Source organism: Liquorilactobacillus oeni DSM 19972, from assembly GCF_001436275.1.
Taxonomy (GTDB): Bacteria; Bacillota; Bacilli; order Lactobacillales; family Lactobacillaceae; genus Liquorilactobacillus; species Liquorilactobacillus oeni.
The window spans coordinates 509474-526076 of record NZ_AZEH01000039.1; the positions used below are offsets into that span (position 1 = coordinate 509474).

The following is a 16603-nucleotide window of genomic DNA, read 5'->3' on the forward strand; positions in this document are numbered from 1 at the left end:
ACGTTGATACGAAATTGCAAAAGAGTATAAAAGGAGCTGAGCCAAAACATAAGTTTTGACTCAGCTCCTTTTATACACCTTGTCTATCCGACTTGAAGAGCACTCTATTTTTTATTCAAAGTTTGGTTTTAAAAGCTTAATCTTGATTGCTAGGAGGCCGTTTTTCTTAATGTCTTCTTCACTGTACATCTGCGCAAGTTCGGCCTGCTCCATCCCAACTGCTGCTGGAGAATATTTTTGGTAGAGTTCTGACAAGGTACGGCACTTCTTAATGCTCCATGCACTCACTAATACCGTATCCTCATTATCACTGCGGCGATGAATCGCGATCGTATCACCTACACCAAAGTGCTTCATCTGTCCATCATTGAGAAAGATCTCGACCGTTTTCGATCCCTTCGAAATCTTTTCATACAATACATCATCTAATATGATATCCATATTAATCGACCTCCTGCAAACGCGGTTATTTAAGATACATGACTACTCTATCCCCCTGAAAAGTTCACAAAAACAACGCCAAGACCAGCATAAACGCTAATCATATAATTAAAATGTTATTATACTTTAACTCTGATTGCAAGGTTTTCCCTAAAAACTTGAATAAATGAATAATTTTACTAACAGAATTCAGCTTTTTATTTTCTAAACCAAATCTTCCGCCAACTGAATTTTAGTAGTCTCAGGAAAGATTGCCCTTTCACTTTCCGAAAGCATTTTATCAGTAATAAAAAGTGAAATTTTTTCCGGTTTACAGATACTATAATAGGAATTATTCACAAATTTATGATGCTCTGCCACCAAAATAACCCGGCGGGCACGCTCAACTGCCTTACCGACAATCTCTGCATCTTCTTGATTCAACAAATAAACGCCATGTTCATCAATTCCAGAGGCCGCGATAAAAGCAGTGTCAAGTGCAATATTATCAAGATCCTCAATAGCAGCGGTTGAATAGAAGAAACGATTTTGATGATCAAGTGTTCCGCTAAGTACCTTAACTTTGACCTTGCTCTGCTCTGCCAGTGCCGTACAGTTATCCAGCGAATGTGTGATAACTGTGATTGGTAAATTAATGTTTTGGCATGTTTTTAAAAGAATTGTGGAAGCATCAACGAAATATACATGGTGCGGTTGAAAATAATTAACCGCCTCTAACGCAATCTTGGTTTTCTGCTGAGTAAAGCGAGATAATCTGCTTTGAAAGTTTGGTACTTTATTTCCAAAATCAAGCGGCAAAATTCCTCCGTGGGTCCGTTTCACCTCTCCACGATTCGTTAAAAGTACAATGTCACGGCGAGCAGTATCTTGCGAAACCCCAAACTCGCTCATAATATCCTTAGTTGTTAATTCTTGCTTTTCTTCAAGTAGTTGTTTAATCAGTTCGACTCTTTTTTCCTGACTCATACGTATTCCTCAAATCCTGGTTTTTAAAAATCCATAACTGATTATACCCTTGTTAAGTATTTTAAGCAAAATACTTATGCAAAGCACTTACTATCTTCTAACCGTAATGTTTTTTTCTCATTATAGTCAAGTCAGTAAACGTGTGTATCAGCACAGACAAGCTGCGTCTAAATAAAAAACACCCTGTTCCCAAAAACGGAACCTGGTGTTTATTTTCCCTATTCTTAGTCTGCTTTTCCCAGCAGGCCCCCATAAACGGAAATGAGTCAAAATTTATGTTTTGGTTTAGCTCTTTTATACTCTCTTGCAGTTTCCATATTAACGTGTTTCAATAGTCATTTCCGCTTAACGACTATTAGCACACTCCCTCTTGTTTCTTAAAATGCTTTTTCGAGTGGCGGCACAACCTGCTTTTTGCGTGAAACAACGCCTGGAAGCTCAGCCTTGTTATCTGCTAGCTTAACATCAAACGCTTTTTCAACAACTTCTTGCGGTTCACCAACCACCAGCAAACGGGTATCGCTGTTGAGGATGTTGGTTACCATCAGTAAGAACAGATCATAACCCTCTGCTTTATTTTCAGCCGCAATAACCTCACGCAAGGCATCCTCACGTTCAAAGACTTCATCAATATCAACAGTATTGATCTGATCAATTCTAACTGTCTTACCGCCCATTTCAAATGACTTAGCATCAGCATCAACCAGTTCTTTTTCTGACTTACTGCCTAAATTAGTACCAGCCTTCAGCATTTCAAGACCATATTTTTCATAATCAACTTTGGCAATCTTTGCAAGCTCTTTAACAGTAGCCTTATCATCATCAGTTGTTGTAGGTGACTTGAAAAGTAAAGTATCGGAAATGATTGCTGAAAGCATCAAGCCAGCCAGCTTAGCAGGAACCTCAATACTATTCTGCTTGAAGAGCTTCAGAATAATAGTACTCGTGCAGCCAACAGGTTCAGCATGGTAATAAAGCGGCAAACTTGTCTCAAAGTTAGCAATTCTGTGATGATCAACCACATGTGTAACCGTGACATCTTTAAGGTCAGCAACACTTTGCTGTGCCTCATTGTGATCCACAAGCATAACTGCTTCAACTTCAGATGCAGCCTTTTCTATTACACGTGGAGCTGGCTCTTTGAAATGGTCCAAGACAAACTTAGTTTCTTCATTCGGCTCTCCTAAAGCGACGGCTTGTGTATCAGCTCCTAGCTGATTTTCTAAATATGAAAAAGCTTTTGCTGCTACAATTGCGTCCGTATCAGGGTTTTTATGGCCAAAAACTAGTTCTTTCATCAAAAAAATCTCCAATCTTATATTAATTTCCTAATTTGATTTAACTCTGCTTACTGAGTTCTGTCAAGCGCGAATCATAATCCTTCTTTTCCAAATAATCATCGAACTCACGTAAGAAATTAGCAACTCGTGGAATCTGATCTTTGCCTTTACGGAAAATAAACGAAAGTTCAAATCTGATCGGCGGATCAAAGTGCGCTGTATGCATCTTTGCCTTGCCATTTGGAGTGTAATTATGTGCACGGACAAAGGATGCCGGCAAAGCAGTATATACATCAGTTGAATTTGCAAATTCAAACAACTGTTCCGGTTTTGCAAAGTATGCAACCGCACTTGGAGGATCGATCATCGAGTTCTTATAAGCTTCCAGCAAAGCTCCATGCAGGTAATAGTCTGGCGGATAAGTCACCCAAGAATTTTCTGTTGTATCACGCAAGCGGATATTCTTCTTCTTAAAATACTCCGGTCTATTATGCAAAAAGAGCAGATCTTCCGTTAAAATCGTTTTTGATTGGTATGGTTTCCAATTTTTAATACTTTCATCAGGAAGATACATAATAGCCAAGTCGATTTCATTATTTTCCAACCGTTCCCAGATTTCCTTTCGCGTAAGCATATGAAAAGTAATCTTGATTCCTGGATGCAGTAAATAATATTCAATGGCAAAACGGCTGAAAATACGATCCTCGATCGAAGCTAAAATTCCTAAATGGATTTCGCCTTGCAGTGCATCAGTTGATTGCTGGATTTCATCAGCTGCTTCATTCAGTGTTTCATAAATTTGATGGGTAGCGTCCAGCATTGTGTAGCCCGCATCGGATAAATGCAGCTTTTTGCCGACAGAATAAAATAACGGTGCCCCGACTGTCCGTTCCAACTTTTTGATCTGCTGTGTCAAGGCCGGCTGTGTAATTCCCAATATTTGTGCCGCCTGAGTATAGCTCATTGTTTCAGCAAGTTGAAGGAAGTAGGTGAGCGTTTTGGAAGAAAAGATACTATCCTGCTTCGTTTTCATATATTCAGTTCCTCTCTATTAATTATTATTAATGATAAGTGGCAACAAAAACTTATCTGAGTTAAGTTAATAATAAAACAAAAGAGATGGTGCATACAAGCCAAACGCCATGAAAGTCTTAAGTTTATTTTAAAGTTTTCGCTTTATTTACTTTATTTGTAAACAGGAAGTTAAAAACCAAATTCACGATATTCCTTCATTTTTTTGGCAAAAAGGCTGCCTGTAGTCGGTGGATTATACGTAATTGCATTAGCACCAGCAGCAATTGTCTCCTTGATTGAAAGATCACTGTGCCCTCCTGTTGCAATAATCGGTACATGCGGATACCGGCTGCGGATCTCATGAACTATCTGTGCAGTCTGATATCCGCCGCTAACATTAATAACATCAATGCCTGCAGCAAACTTTTCGGCAAAATCAATATTAGTATTGACAACTGTCAGAATAATAGGGATATCAACAACTTCGTTGATTAATTTAATAGTTTCCGCAGAAGTCGGCGCGTTCACAATCACACCCAAGCTGCCCCAGCTTTCAGCAAAAAGACCCATATCGGCTGAACGTTTTCCGTTCGTCAATCCCCCGCCGACACCAGAAAATACTGGTTTATCAGAAGCAACATGAATTGCCTGCATGATAGCTGGATCAGGCGTAAAAGGATAGACTGCCAAAATAGCATCAGCATTCGTATTCCTGACAATGGCAATATCGGTAGTAAAAATAAGCGACTTTACATTGCGGCCCATAAATGAGATACCGCTAGCCTCATCAATAACTGTCGGCACAGTTACAAGCTGTTTTCTTAAATTTGTAGAAACATTATATTTGTATTTGAATGAATTAATCAAGCGAACTCACCCCTTATATTATTGGTTGCAAACATCCATGTAAATAAATGCCAGCACTAAATAAAATACCATAGAAAAGCACCTTGGCAAGCAAAAAATATCAAAAATACAAACTTGTAATCTTCGGCTTAGCCGACTGCCATTTATTCCTCCAAAAGCTAAAATAAATTTTAACGGCAAAAAATAATCCGCAGCTTAATATCTTCTTGGATAATCAAGCGTTTTTGCTTCTTCATGATTTTACAAGCAACATTCTTTTTAATTTATTTATCTCTCCCAAGAAAATATGGCCCTGGAACAAACACTTTTTTATTGTGTTATGGTTGTTAATGGAATCATAATTAAATATTTAAGGGGGAAGTATCAATGAAGGAAAGACTTGCTAATTTTGACCTACTTACTTTTATTGTAGGTGTTTTAAGCATAGCTACTGCTTTGATCTGTTTGCGTAATCCACTGCCGACTTTTGGAGCAGTCGTTGTGATTATTGGTATTCTTGCAATTCTAAGAGGGCTGTTAAAGCTGTTCATTTTTCGTCCGCTACTCGAAAATTCAGGGTGGTTTACTTTCAGCGCTGTATTAGATGTCGTAATCGGTTTGCTGATGCTTTTCAACACGCAATTTGGAACATTATTCGTAACCTTTTCTTTTGCGTTCATGTTCTTGATTGATTCTCTGGCAAATATCTGGTTTGCCACTGTTATCCGACGAGTCGAGCCGCGTTATTTCATTACGGACATCATAGTAGCTGTGTTGGGAATATTTATCGGTGTCTTATTATTGATTTCGCCTGCACTGTCGATTTTTTCGATTTCTTTTCTGATTGCCGTTTTCTTTATGCTATATGGTATCGAAGCACTGATTCATGCGATTTAGATATATTCAACCTTAATATAATTTTCAGATAAGGGTGAATAAAGAAGAGTGTAGCAATAAGTCGTTAGATTTTGAACATTAGTCTATTCTCGCGTATAAATAGTTTAACAGTACAATTTTAAATAAGTATTACAAAATAACTTTACTTACTAAAAATAAGTTGCTATAATTACGTCATCAAATAAATAGAGGTGTTCAACAATATGGAAACTGCATTATTACCGCTCCTAAACAAACGCCATTCAGTATATGCATTAGGTAAAAACGTTAAACTGAGTGAAAGTGAAATCGTAGAACTGGCTGAAAATACCATTCAGGCAATGCCCCACGCTTTTAACGCTGTTACAACCCGTGCTGTCTTTTTGTTTAACGAAAAGCACGATCAATTATGGGATATTGTAATTAAACGCTTGAAAAGTGAAGTACCTACAAAAGAAGCTTATGAAAAAACAGTTGCTAAGCTTTCTGGTTTCAAGGCTGCTTATGGTACTGTTTTATTCTTTATTGACACAGATCAAGTTAAACAGTTGGAAAACAATTTTCCGCTGTACTCAGCTAATTTCAAAGGCTGGGCAGAACAAGCTCTAGGTTCCGCGCAGGCTAATACTTGGGTAGCTTTAGCTGAAAATGGAATTGGTGCAAACCTGCAGCATTATAATCCTCTTATTGACGATTTAGTAAAAAAAGCTTTCCAAATTCCGGATAACTGGAAATTACGTGCACAAATGGACTTTGGTTCGATTGAAGAAGCAGGAATTTCTAAGGAAAGACTGCCTAAGACAGAGCAATTCAAGGTACTAAAATAATTCATTAAACTAAAAAAGGCTGGGTCAAAAATTATGTCTTGACCTAACCTTTTTTGTATTTTTCGTATTAAATACCCATATTGACATATTCCAATAGTCTTTTAAACCTAACATAAAATCACTCATAACCGCAACCAAACTACATTCGCAATTCAACATTAATACCCAGTCAAAATTCTCCGATGTCCGTCCCATTTAACTTCCTTTACGATTATATATGAAACTCTTTCGCTGATTACATAACTTTAAACTTCTAAATAACCGCGATAATCTTCAACATGCAAAAGTTTTTCTGCATTTTTCACTCTTTCAGGAGCTGGCGGTTCGATCCCTTCAAGGTCATATTTGATGCCCATCTCGTGATACTTATGAACACCCATCGTGTGATATGGCAATACTTCAACTTTCTGAACATTCGTAAGAGTCTTGATATAATCCCCCAGCTGCTTCAGATAGTTATCGAAATCAGTCCTCTGAGGAATCAGGACATGCCTTATCCAAACAGGCTTATTGATAGCCGATAAATATTCACACATTTCGAGAATATTTTCATTGCGGTAACCTGTCAGCTTACGGTGTTCATCTGAGTTGATGTGCTTGATATCCACCAACAATATATCCGTAACTTCCATTAATTTTTCGAATTTTGAGAACCACGGCTGTCTGTGAGTAAAAGGCTGACCGCACGTATCTAAGCAAGTATTTATCCCAATTTTTTTACATTTGGTAAAAAGTTCAATTGCAAATTCTATCTGTAAAAGAATTTCACCGCCACTTAGTGTAATTCCTCCGTCTTCTCCCCAGAATTGTCGGTATGGTAAAGCCTGCTCTAGTATTTCATCTGTGGTCATTTCGGATCCGACATTTTTCTTCCAAGTGTCTGGGTTATGGCAGAACTGACAGCGCATGTTACATCCCTGCATAAAAGCAACAAAGCGAATCCCTGGCCCGTCTACGGCACCAAAACTTTCCGTAGAATGAACATAGCCTAAAATCTGGCCATCACGCATCGGTACTTTTCTTTCATGAATTCGTCTTTCATAAACCATCGCTCTTCCTCCCAACCGCTCCGTACAAAACAAAGAGGCCGCAGTAAAACCGGAGACAGATTCCAGTTTTACCGCACCTCCTTCTAAAATACCGCACTACCCTGTATATACCGCACTACCCTGTATAGCTTCTTGCAACCATTAAAACCAGAAAATTACATACTATGATGGAATGTACGTGAGATCACATCATCTTGCTGCTCTTTAGTCAGGTCAGCAAAGTACACGCAATACCCGGATACACGAATTGTCAATGTCGGATATTTTTCTGGATGTTTTTGAGCATCAAGCAAAGTTTCCCGGTTGAAAACATTGATATTAAGGTGGTGCCCGTTATTCTTCATATAACCGTTAATCATATTAACCAATGTTTTATCTTGCAATTGTTCATCATGACCCAGCGTTGATGGTGTGACAGCAAATGTATTTGAAATTCCATCGGTTGCATACTTGTAAGGAAGTTTTGCAACTGAAAGCAACGAAGCCAACGCCCCACTTTGTTCTGCTCCGTATGCTGGATTTGCACCTGGTGAAAATGGCATTCCTTTCTTCCTGCCATTTGGCGTTGTTCCTGTATTTTTTCCATACACAACATTAGAAGTAATTGTCAGTACAGATGTTGACAATTTAGCATTACGATATAAACGATGTCTATTCATCTTAGTATAGAGTGATTTAACCAGCCATACCGCAATTTCATCTGCACGATCATCATTATTTCCATAACGCGGAAAATCATGTTCTGCTTTGAAGTCGACTGCTATTCCGTCCTCATCGCGGATTACTTTTACATGCCCATATTTAATTGCTGAGATTGAATCAGCTGCAACGGATAAACCTGAAATACCAGTTGCAAATGTACGGTTTAATCGAGTATCTTTCAATGCAAGCTGTGCTGATTCATAGTAATATTTATCGTGCATATAATGAATTGTATTCAGCGCGTTAACGTAAACATCACCTAACCAATCAAGCATTAAATCAAATTTTTGCATGAATTCTTCATAATCAATATACTCGCTGGTAATCGGCGCATATGCAGGCCCGACTTGTGCTTTGCCAATCTCGTCCTTACCTCCGTTAATAGCATATAGTACGGTCTTGGCAAGGTTAGCACGTGCACCAAAGTACTGAATTCCATCGGCAACCGGCTGAGCTGAAACACAACAAGCGATTGCATAATAATCTGTACCCCATTGTTTGAGCATCAAATCATCATTTTCATATTGGATGGTTGAACTTTCCACAGAAACCTTTGCAGCATACTCTTTAAAGTTTTCAGGCAGTTTTTCTGACCACAACAAGGTAATATTAGGTTCAGGTGCAGCTCCCATATTTTTCAAGGTATTCAAGAAGCGAAAAGCTGTCTTGGTAACGTGATGTTCACCGTCAATCCCCATTCCAGCAAGAGAAAGAGTTGCCCAGATCGGGTTACCGGAAAAAAGAGAATTATATTCTGGTGTCCTGATAAAAGAGACCATGCGCAGTTTCATTGTGAACTGGTCGATCAATTCTTGAGCTTCTTTTTCATCCAAAATATTACGTTTTATATCACGTTCAATATAGGCATCAACAAAGGTATCAATACGACCAATTGACATTGCAGCACCATTTTGCTGTTTAATAGCTGCGAGATAGCCGAAGTACAGCCACTGAAGCGCTTCTTTAGCATTAGCAGCCGGTTCTGAAATATCGAACCCGTATGCTGCTGCCATCTCTTTGATCTGATGCAATGCACGGATCTGTTCAGTAATTTCTTCTCTTCCTCTGATTACTTCAGAAGTTAATTCTGAATCACCATAGTTATCAAGATCATCAAGTTTGGCTTCTACTAACTGATCAATCCCGTAAAGAGCAATACGCGGAAAATCACCGACAAGCCTTCCACGGCCATAAGCATCCGGCAATCCAGTAATAATCTTGTAGTGACGGGCACGCCTAATCTCAGGAGTGTATGCATCAAAAACTCCCTGGTTATGTGTTTTTGTGAGATCATTAAAGACATATTCGGTTTCCGGATCGAGTTTAAGTCCATATGATTCTAAAGCATCTTTTGCCATGCGGATTCCTCCATAAGGCATCAATGCTTTTTTTAAAGGCTTGTCTGTTTGCAGACCAACAATCTTCTCCAGATCCTTATCTAAATATCCCGGACCGTGAGAAGTGATAGTCGATACCACTTTAGTATCGGCATCCAAAACTCCACCCGCTTTGCGTTCCCTTAACTTCAAGTCAACCAACTTATCGTTTAAGCTCGTGGTAGCCTCCGTCGGTCCCTCTAAAAAGGTCTCGTCGCCTTCATACTGGCGAAAGTTTTGTTGAATAAAATCACGGACATCAATTTCTTTTTGCCAATTACCGCTGTTAAATCCGTCCCAAGCTGAATGATTAACTTTTCTTTCGAGCTGTTTCATTTGCAATGCCCCCTGTTAGGTTGATTTGAGCTTAAAGAAAACGCTTTCCACAATTTAGATAATAGCACCCTGGGTATCCGCAAGCAAGCTTTTTCACAACGTAGGGATAAATAATTTTTATTTTTTATAAATTATCTTAATTATGTTTTGCAAAATACATTTCTTTAAAATTAAAATAAAGTTCATAAAATCACAAAAGCAGAACTAAAAAACAGGACTAAAGAAATTATTTTCCTAGCCCTGCTGCCAGTGATGCCGTTTATCATTTAGTATTCAGAATCTGCCGACGCCGTACTTTACTTTAGCCAATGTTCAGGATTCTGGCGCCACTTTTTCAATAATCCTTTTTCCTCAGCTGTAATCAAAGAACGTTCTTCGGCCACATCAATCAATTCTCCATAATTAGTAAGTGTCTCAAAGGGAATTTTTGCAGCAGCAAAATTATCCTCGGCAGCATTCAGCTGATAACTAAAAATTCCGCAAACGCCAATCACATCGGCGCCTTCTTTTTGAGAAGCTGCCACAGCTTTAAGGACACTGCCTCCAGTAGAAATTAAGTCATCAATTAAAATGGTTTTCTGTCCGGCTTTCAAGACACCTTCAATTTGTCTGCCTTGTCCGTGATCCTTAGGCTTAGAACGCACATATACTAATGGAAGGTTCAATTCCGCAGCAACCCAAGCAGCGTGCGGAATTCCTGCAGTTGCTGTACCAGCAATTACTTCTGTGCCTGGAAACGACTTTTTGATCAACGCTGCCAGTCCTTGAGCAATTCTCCTTCTAATTTTAGGATAACTGATAGTCAACCGATTATCACAATAGATTGGGCTCTTGATTCCGCTAGCCCACACAAATGGTTTTTGCGGTGATAGAGCTACCGCGTTGATCTGCAAGAGATCCTGTGCAATCTGCTTCATTAAATTGATTCCTCCCATAACTTTTTGATTAAGTGATACGCTGCTACACAATCAGTTGCTTCTGTGATTGCTCTGCCGACGACAAGTGCGCTGCTATGATTTTTTGCAGCAGCTTGGGGTGTCATCACTCTTCTTTGATCTTGCGCAGCTCCTCCAGCAAGCCGAATACCCGGCGTCACACGTAAAAATTGTGGAGATGTCTCCCGTGCGATTTCAGCAGCCTCTTGCGCTGAGCAGACGACTCCGTCCAAACCTGACTTCTGTGCTAGCTTTGCATAATGCAAAACACTTTCTTGCATTGGTACATTAACTAACTGCTCTTCAGTTATCTGCTGCTGAGTAGTCGAGGTCAGCTGAGTAATTGCCAAAAGCTTGGTAGACTCGTCTCCCGCACTGCCATCCAGCAACCCTTCCTTGGCAGCACGCATCATTTCAGTGCCGCCGCTGGCATGCAAAGTACTCAGACTAACTTTCAGTCTGCCGAGAACACGCATCGTCATCTCCACAGTATGCGGAATATCATAACACTTTAGGTCAAGGAAGACATCGTGCCCTAAGCCCATGATTTCTTTAACCATGTCCTGCCCCTCACTGTAAAAAAGTTCCATTCCAATTTTAACAAAAAGGTGTTCATCCTGATCAAAGCGCTGTAAAAAGCTTATAGCAGCGCTGCGATCGGGAAAATCTAACGCAACAATTGGCCGTTTGATAACCATTAATGTTCACTCCTGACTTGAGAGATCAGCTCACTCAGACTGCTGATTCCCAGTTTATCCATTTCCTGCGGCAATGCATCAACCACATCAGCACATGCAGTAGGATTATTAAAATGCGCTGTTCCAATTGCCACAGCACTTGCGCCTGCTAGATACATCTCAATGACATCCACAGCTGTCTCAACTCCTCCAAGACCAATAATCGGCAATGAAACTGCATGACTGACCTGATGAATCATTCTGATGGCTATTGGTTTGATTCCGGGTCCGGAAAGGCCGCCAGTTAAGCTGCCCAAAACCGACTGTCGGGTCTGTACATCAATCTTCATTCCCAGAAGCGTGTTGATCATACTTAAGCCATCTGCTCCAGCGTTTTCTACTGCTTCAGCAACTGACACTATATCCGTAACATTAGGGGTTAATTTTACATATACAGGAATCCGTGACACATCCTTAACAGCCCTTGTCAAAACTGCCACAATTTTAGGATCAGTACCGAACAGCATCCCGCCTTCATGAACATTCGGACATGAAATATTTAATTCAAGAGCGTCTACTAAACCAGAAGTTGACAAAAGCCGTGCTACTTCTGTATATTCTGAAACTGTTGCTCCTGCTACACTGCCAATTAATGGTAATTTAGGATACTTTGTCCGCAAAGCCGGCAGTTTTTCTTCTAAGATGACTTTAACTCCAGGATTTTTTAGACCCACGGAATTTAATACATTCTGTCCTGCCCAAGCAATTTGCGGGGCCGGATTTCCTACACGTTCTTTAAGGGTTGTAGATTTTATAACCAATGCACCTAATTTGTTAAGATCATAAAGCTTTGCATACCGGTTATCTCCAAAACCAAAACAGCCGCTTGCCGGCATTATCGGGTTCTTCAACTGCAAGCCAGGCAGTTCTACTGCTAAGCGTTCACTTACTTTCATCTTAAAACCTCCGTTTTTTTAATTTCCTGACAAAAACAATTTCTTGTTCTCTGGTCAGTGTAAAACTTCCGTTGTAAAAGTCTGATTTTCAAGTGCACGCACAAGTGCTTCAGCTGTATTCAGCGAAGTCAGCAAAGGTACATTGTGCCCAATTGCAGTCTGTCTGATGACAAAACCATCAGAGGTCACTTCATGATCATGTCCCATTGTGTTAATTACCAGCTGAATCTTTCCATTTTTTAGTTCTTCTAAAAGATTGCTGCTTGTTCCGTCATTTTCACCGATCTTATTAACCTTCTGTACCCGCAGTCCATGTTCACACAGAAAAGCCGCTGTGCCTTTAGTAGCCAACAACCGATAGCCAATTGCACTGAAGCGTTTTGCAAGTGGTAAAATCAGATCCTTATCTGACTGATCAATTGTCAACAAAACACTGCCGCTAAGCGGAAGCTTCATCTTAGCCCCAGCAAAAGCTTTCAGCAGGGCCTTCTCGAATGTTCGATCGCTGCCCATAACTTCACCGGTTGATTTCATCTCAGGACCCAAGTAACTATCGACGTCTGCTAACTTGCTGAATGAAAAGACAGGTGCTTTAACATGAATTGACTTGCTCTCAGGGTATAGTCCGGTCTGATAACCTAATTCATGCAGTGACTTGCCTAAAATAACCTGAGTAGCAACTTGTGCCATCTCTACACCAGTAATCTTACTCAAAAAAGGAACGGTTCGGCTGGCACGCGGGTTAACTTCCAATACATAGGCTTCATTATCATGGATGATAAATTGAATATTCATAATACCGATACAATGCAGTGCAACCGCAAGTTTTTGTGTGGCCGCAACTATCTGTTCTTTAATGTCTTTTGAAAAAGACTGCGGCGGATAAACAGCCATTGAATCTCCAGAGTGAACACCGGCATGCTCAATATGTTCCATTATACCCGGCAGCAAAACGTCTTTTCCATCACAGATTGCATCTACTTCGCATTCTTTGCCTTCGAGATACTTATCAACCAAAATAGGATGATTGCTGGTGCCCTGCACATTTTGCTTCAGATACGTTACTAATTCTTCTTCATTGTTAACGATCTCCATTGCCCGTCCCCCAAGAACATAGCTGGGACGTACAAGTACTGGATAACCCAGTGAATTTGCTGCAGCAAGAACTTGTGATTGTGTCAGCGCTGTTTTCCCTTGCGGCTGTTTCAGTCCTAAACGATTAATGATCTGATCAAAAAGTTCACGATCTTCAGCCCGATCAAGATCTTTAACACTTGTACCAAGAATTTTTACTCCATGGGCAGTCAAACCAGCAGCCAAATTGATTGCGGTCTGTCCACCAAACTGCACAATCACACCTTCAGGTTCCTCAAGATCGATTACATTTAAAACGTCTTCTAATGTCAAAGGCTCAAAATACAGTTTATCTGAAACCGAAAAATCAGTAGAAACAGTTTCAGGGTTGCTGTTGATCACAATTGCTTCATATCCGCGTTTTTGAATTGCTTTGACACTGTGAACTGTTGCATAGTCGAATTCAACTCCTTGACCGATTCTAATTGGACCAGAACCTAATACTAAAATAGATTTTTTCTTTGAAGGTTTACTCTCATTTTCAAAATCGTAGGTACTATAAAAATAAGGCGTCTGAGATTCAAATTCTGCCGCACAAGTATCAACCATCTTGTAGACTGGCAGCAAATGATTCTTTTTACGCAGATTGCGGACAGCTTCTTGCGAACTATTCCATAGGTTAGCAATAGTATAATCACTAAAACCATAGCGTTTTGCCTTTTTAAGCGTTTCAAGTTCCCCGGGATGGTTACGTAACTCCAATTCCAACTCAGTTAAATGTTTAACAATATCAAGAAAATAATGGTTAATCTTAGTTAATTCATGCACTTCATCGAGACTGTATCCTCGTCTGAATGCTTCAGCAAGATAAAAAAGGCGATCATCTTGCGGATGAACAAGCTTTTCTTCGAGTTTATTGTCACTCGCTTGCTGTGCATCAGATGAAAACAAGTCATGTTCATTAATCTCAAGCGACCGAACTGCTTTTTGAAGTGCTTCTTCGGCTGTCCTTCCGATTGCCATTACTTCACCTGTTGCTTTCATCTGAGTCCCCAGTTCACGGTTTGCTTTTGGAAACTTGTCAAAAGGCCAACGCGGAATTTTAGCGACAACGTAGTCAAGTGCCGGTTCAAACTCAGCGTAAGTTGTTCCTGTAACTGGGTTTTTGATTTCATCTAAGGTTAACCCGACTGCAATTTTAGCAGCCATCTTGGCAATGGGATAGCCTGTTGCCTTAGAAGCCAGCGCTGATGAACGGCTGACACGTGGATTAACTTCGATAACATCATAATTGAAACTATCAGAGTCCAGAGCCAACTGGACGTTGCAGCCGCCCTCAATTTTCAAGGCACTGATCAGACGCAAGGAAACATCGCGTAGCATTTGATACTCGCGGTCTGTCAAAGTTTGTGTTGGAGCAATTACAATCGAGTCTCCGGTATGAATCCCGACTGGGTCAAAATTTTCCATACAGCAGACAACCATCGTATTATCAGCATGATCCCGCATTACTTCAAACTCAATTTCCTTATATCCCATAATGCTTTTTTCAATCAGACATTGTGTAACCGGTGAAAGATCAAGTCCATTGGCTGCAACCGCCGCCAGCTGTTTGCGATTATCACAAAGTCCGCCGCCGGTTCCTCCCATTGTAAAAGCAGGACGCACTATTACTGGATATCCAATTTTTTCTGCAAAAGTTAATGCCTCTTCTTTTGTATTGACAGTTTGCGACTCAGGAATCGGTTCATGAAGCTGCGCCATCAGTTCCTTAAAAAGTTCCCGATCTTCTGCTTGATTGATTGCTGTGAGCTTGGTTCCAAGGAGTTCAATCCCAAGTTCATCTAAGATTCCGGTCTTTGATAAAGACATTGCCATATTCAATCCAACTTGTCCGCCCAGTGTTGGTAAAAGAGCATCAGGGTACTCTTGGCGAATAATCCGCGAAACTGATTCAGTCGTCAGAGGTTCAATATAGACACGATCAGCAATTTCATTATCTGTCATGATTGTTGCCGGATTAGAGTTAACTAAGACCACTTCATAACCTTCTTCACGAAGTGCCAGGCAAGCTTGTGTCCCTGAATAGTCAAATTCTGCAGCCTGTCCAATAATGATCGGGCCGGATCCGAGTACCATTATTTTATGGATATCTGTTCTCTTAGGCATTATCTTCATCCTTTCTTAAGTCGATCATATGCATGAAATCATCAAAGATAGCAACAGCATCATGCGGGCCTGGCGCTGCATCCGGATGAAACTGAACACTGAAAGCGGGATAATTTTTATGACGCAAACCTTCGATCGTCCCATCGTTAAGCTCACTATACGTTATATTCAACAAGTCGTTATTTACTGATTTTCTTGCAACCGCATAGCCATGATTTTGAGAAGTAAAACAGATTTTACCAGTCGCTACTTCCTTGACCGGGTGGTTAAAACCGCGATGGCCAAATTTCATCTTAAAAGTGTCAGCACCGTTTGCTAATGCAAAAAGCTGATGGCCTAAACAGATTCCGAAAAGCGGCAATTTCTTTTCTACTTCTTGGATCATTTTAACGGCCTCAGGGAGCTGCTTGGGGTCACCGGGCCCATTTGAAAGCAGCACTCCATCCGGCTTAAGTTTAAAAATTTCTTCAGCTGTAACCGTATATGGTAAAACAATCGTATTGCAATCACGTTTTGCCAATTCCCGTAAAATACTATGCTTAAGACCAAAGTCGATTACGACTACATTGCGTTTACTGCCAGGATTAGGATATGGCTTAACTGTTGAGACCTTGGCAACAAGATCCTCGTTCACTACAGTGGCATTTAATTGTGAAAAAGCATGTTCGGTGTCTACTAATGTGTCGATGATTCTGCCCTTCATTGTCCCTGCCAAGCGCAGCCTTTTTGTTAATGCACGAGTATCGATTCCTGCAATCCCAGGAATTTTCATCTGCTCTAGGAATTGTGCAAGGCTGCCTTGACTCCTCCAATTACTTGTTACTCGAGCCAGCTCATGGCAGATTACTCCCTTGCAGCCGGGTTCGATCGATTCATAATCATCCAAGTTGACTCCATAATTACCGATCAAAGGGTTGGTAAAAACTAGTATCTGGTTAGCGTATGATTGATCAGTTATAGTCTCTTGGTAACCAGTCATTCCAGTTGTAAAAACAACTTCACCAGTTGTTTCACCCTTTGCACCAAAAGCTTCACCTTCAAAAATACTGCCATCTTCCAATATCAAGTAACGTTTCAAA

General features: G+C 40.3%; 14 protein-coding genes. 2 read left to right on the plus strand and 12 right to left on the minus strand.

What is annotated here, in order from left to right; all coding sequences use genetic code 11:
- Positions 1-111 precede the first annotated feature (111 nt).
- The 5 genes from FD46_RS07535 to FD46_RS07555 form a co-directional block, all read right to left on the minus strand.
- Positions 112-441, minus strand: coding sequence for an ASCH domain-containing protein (locus FD46_RS07535; protein ID WP_057896541.1), 330 nt, complete (start codon positions 439-441; stop codon positions 112-114).
- Between the two features lie 204 nt (positions 442-645).
- On the minus strand, positions 646-1407 hold the full coding sequence (locus FD46_RS07540) for a DeoR/GlpR family DNA-binding transcription regulator (protein WP_057896542.1): 762 nt from the start codon (positions 1405-1407) through the stop codon (positions 646-648).
- Positions 1408-1784: 377 nt separating this feature from the next.
- A complete protein-coding gene (locus FD46_RS07545; RefSeq protein ID WP_057896543.1) occupies positions 1785-2705 on the minus strand; it encodes a manganese-dependent inorganic pyrophosphatase in 921 nt (306 codons plus the stop codon).
- Positions 2706-2745: 40 nt separating this feature from the next.
- Complete coding sequence (locus FD46_RS07550) at positions 2746-3720, minus strand: LysR family transcriptional regulator (RefSeq protein ID WP_057896544.1); 975 nt, start codon at positions 3718-3720, stop codon at positions 2746-2748.
- A 170-nt stretch (positions 3721-3890) separates the two neighbouring features.
- Entirely contained in the window at positions 3891-4568 is a 678-nt protein-coding gene (locus FD46_RS07555) for a beta/alpha barrel domain-containing protein (RefSeq protein ID WP_187329026.1), read from the minus strand.
- Positions 4569-4934: 366 nt separating this feature from the next.
- Here FD46_RS07555 and FD46_RS07560 point away from each other — a divergent pair, with 366 nt between their 5' ends.
- Together FD46_RS07560 and FD46_RS07565 are read left to right on the plus strand one after the other, a co-directional pair.
- Complete coding sequence (locus FD46_RS07560) at positions 4935-5444, plus strand: HdeD family acid-resistance protein (RefSeq protein ID WP_057896545.1); 510 nt, start codon at positions 4935-4937, stop codon at positions 5442-5444.
- Positions 5445-5647: 203 nt separating this feature from the next.
- The gene (locus tag FD46_RS07565) at positions 5648-6250 is read left to right on the plus strand and encodes a nitroreductase family protein (RefSeq protein WP_057896546.1); all 603 of its coding nucleotides are present in this window, start codon (positions 5648-5650) and stop codon (positions 6248-6250) included.
- A gap of 245 nt (positions 6251-6495) precedes the next feature.
- Here FD46_RS07565 and pflA read toward each other — a convergent pair whose 3' ends face one another.
- The 7 genes from pflA to FD46_RS07600 all read right to left on the minus strand — a co-directional run bounded on the left by pflA (position 6496) and on the right by FD46_RS07600 (position 16602).
- A complete protein-coding gene (gene pflA, locus FD46_RS07570; RefSeq protein ID WP_057896547.1) occupies positions 6496-7299 on the minus strand; it encodes a pyruvate formate-lyase-activating protein in 804 nt (267 codons plus the stop codon).
- A gap of 155 nt (positions 7300-7454) precedes the next feature.
- Complete coding sequence (gene pflB, locus FD46_RS07575) at positions 7455-9713, minus strand: formate C-acetyltransferase (protein WP_057896548.1); 2259 nt, start codon at positions 9711-9713, stop codon at positions 7455-7457.
- Between the two features lie 296 nt (positions 9714-10009).
- Positions 10010-10630, minus strand: a complete 621-nt coding sequence (gene pyrE, locus FD46_RS07580) for an orotate phosphoribosyltransferase (protein WP_057896549.1) — start codon at positions 10628-10630, stop codon at positions 10010-10012.
- Positions 10630-11346, minus strand: a complete 717-nt coding sequence (gene pyrF / locus FD46_RS07585; protein WP_057896550.1) for an orotidine-5'-phosphate decarboxylase — start codon at positions 11344-11346, stop codon at positions 10630-10632. The genes pyrE and pyrF overlap by 1 nt, the downstream gene beginning before the upstream one ends.
- On the minus strand, positions 11346-12281 hold the full coding sequence (locus FD46_RS07590) for a dihydroorotate dehydrogenase (RefSeq protein WP_057896551.1): 936 nt from the start codon (positions 12279-12281) through the stop codon (positions 11346-11348). The genes pyrF and FD46_RS07590 overlap by 1 nt, the downstream gene beginning before the upstream one ends.
- 54 nt (positions 12282-12335) lie before the next feature.
- Positions 12336-15524 (minus strand): carbamoyl-phosphate synthase large subunit, encoded by a 3189-nt coding sequence (carB, locus tag FD46_RS07595; RefSeq protein WP_057896552.1) that lies wholly within the window; start codon positions 15522-15524, stop codon positions 12336-12338.
- Positions 15517-16602, minus strand: a complete 1086-nt coding sequence (locus FD46_RS07600; RefSeq protein WP_057896553.1) for a carbamoyl phosphate synthase small subunit — start codon at positions 16600-16602, stop codon at positions 15517-15519. The genes carB and FD46_RS07600 overlap by 8 nt, the downstream gene beginning before the upstream one ends.
- Between the last annotated feature and the right edge of the window lies 1 nt (position 16603).

What these genes read in the sequence shown, in the direction of transcription:
- pyrE (WP_057896549.1), bottom strand. Translation starts at nt 10,630, where the DNA reads ATGAAGCAGATTGCACAGGATCTCTTGCAGATCAACGCGGTAGCTCTA.
- pflB (WP_057896548.1), bottom strand. Translation starts at nt 9,713, where the DNA reads ATGAAACAGCTCGAAAGAAAAGTTAATCATTCAGCTTGGGACGGATTT.
- FD46_RS07590 (WP_057896551.1), bottom strand. Translation starts at nt 12,281, where the DNA reads ATGAAAGTAAGTGAACGCTTAGCAGTAGAACTGCCTGGCTTGCAGTTG.
- pflA (WP_057896547.1), bottom strand. Translation starts at nt 7,299, where the DNA reads ATGGTTTATGAAAGACGAATTCATGAAAGAAAAGTACCGATGCGTGAT.
- pyrF (WP_057896550.1), bottom strand. Translation starts at nt 11,346, where the DNA reads ATGGTTATCAAACGGCCAATTGTTGCGTTAGATTTTCCCGATCGCAGC.
- FD46_RS07565 (WP_057896546.1), top strand. Translation starts at nt 5,648, where the DNA reads ATGGAAACTGCATTATTACCGCTCCTAAACAAACGCCATTCAGTATAT.
- carB (WP_057896552.1), bottom strand. Translation starts at nt 15,524, where the DNA reads ATGCCTAAGAGAACAGATATCCATAAAATAATGGTACTCGGATCCGGC.
- FD46_RS07545 (WP_057896543.1), bottom strand. Translation starts at nt 2,705, where the DNA reads ATGAAAGAACTAGTTTTTGGCCATAAAAACCCTGATACGGACGCAATT.
- FD46_RS07535 (WP_057896541.1), bottom strand. Translation starts at nt 441, where the DNA reads ATGGATATCATATTAGATGATGTATTGTATGAAAAGATTTCGAAGGGA.
- FD46_RS07540 (WP_057896542.1), bottom strand. Translation starts at nt 1,407, where the DNA reads ATGAGTCAGGAAAAAAGAGTCGAACTGATTAAACAACTACTTGAAGAA.
- FD46_RS07550 (WP_057896544.1), bottom strand. Translation starts at nt 3,720, where the DNA reads ATGAAAACGAAGCAGGATAGTATCTTTTCTTCCAAAACGCTCACCTAC.
- FD46_RS07560 (WP_057896545.1), top strand. Translation starts at nt 4,935, where the DNA reads ATGAAGGAAAGACTTGCTAATTTTGACCTACTTACTTTTATTGTAGGT.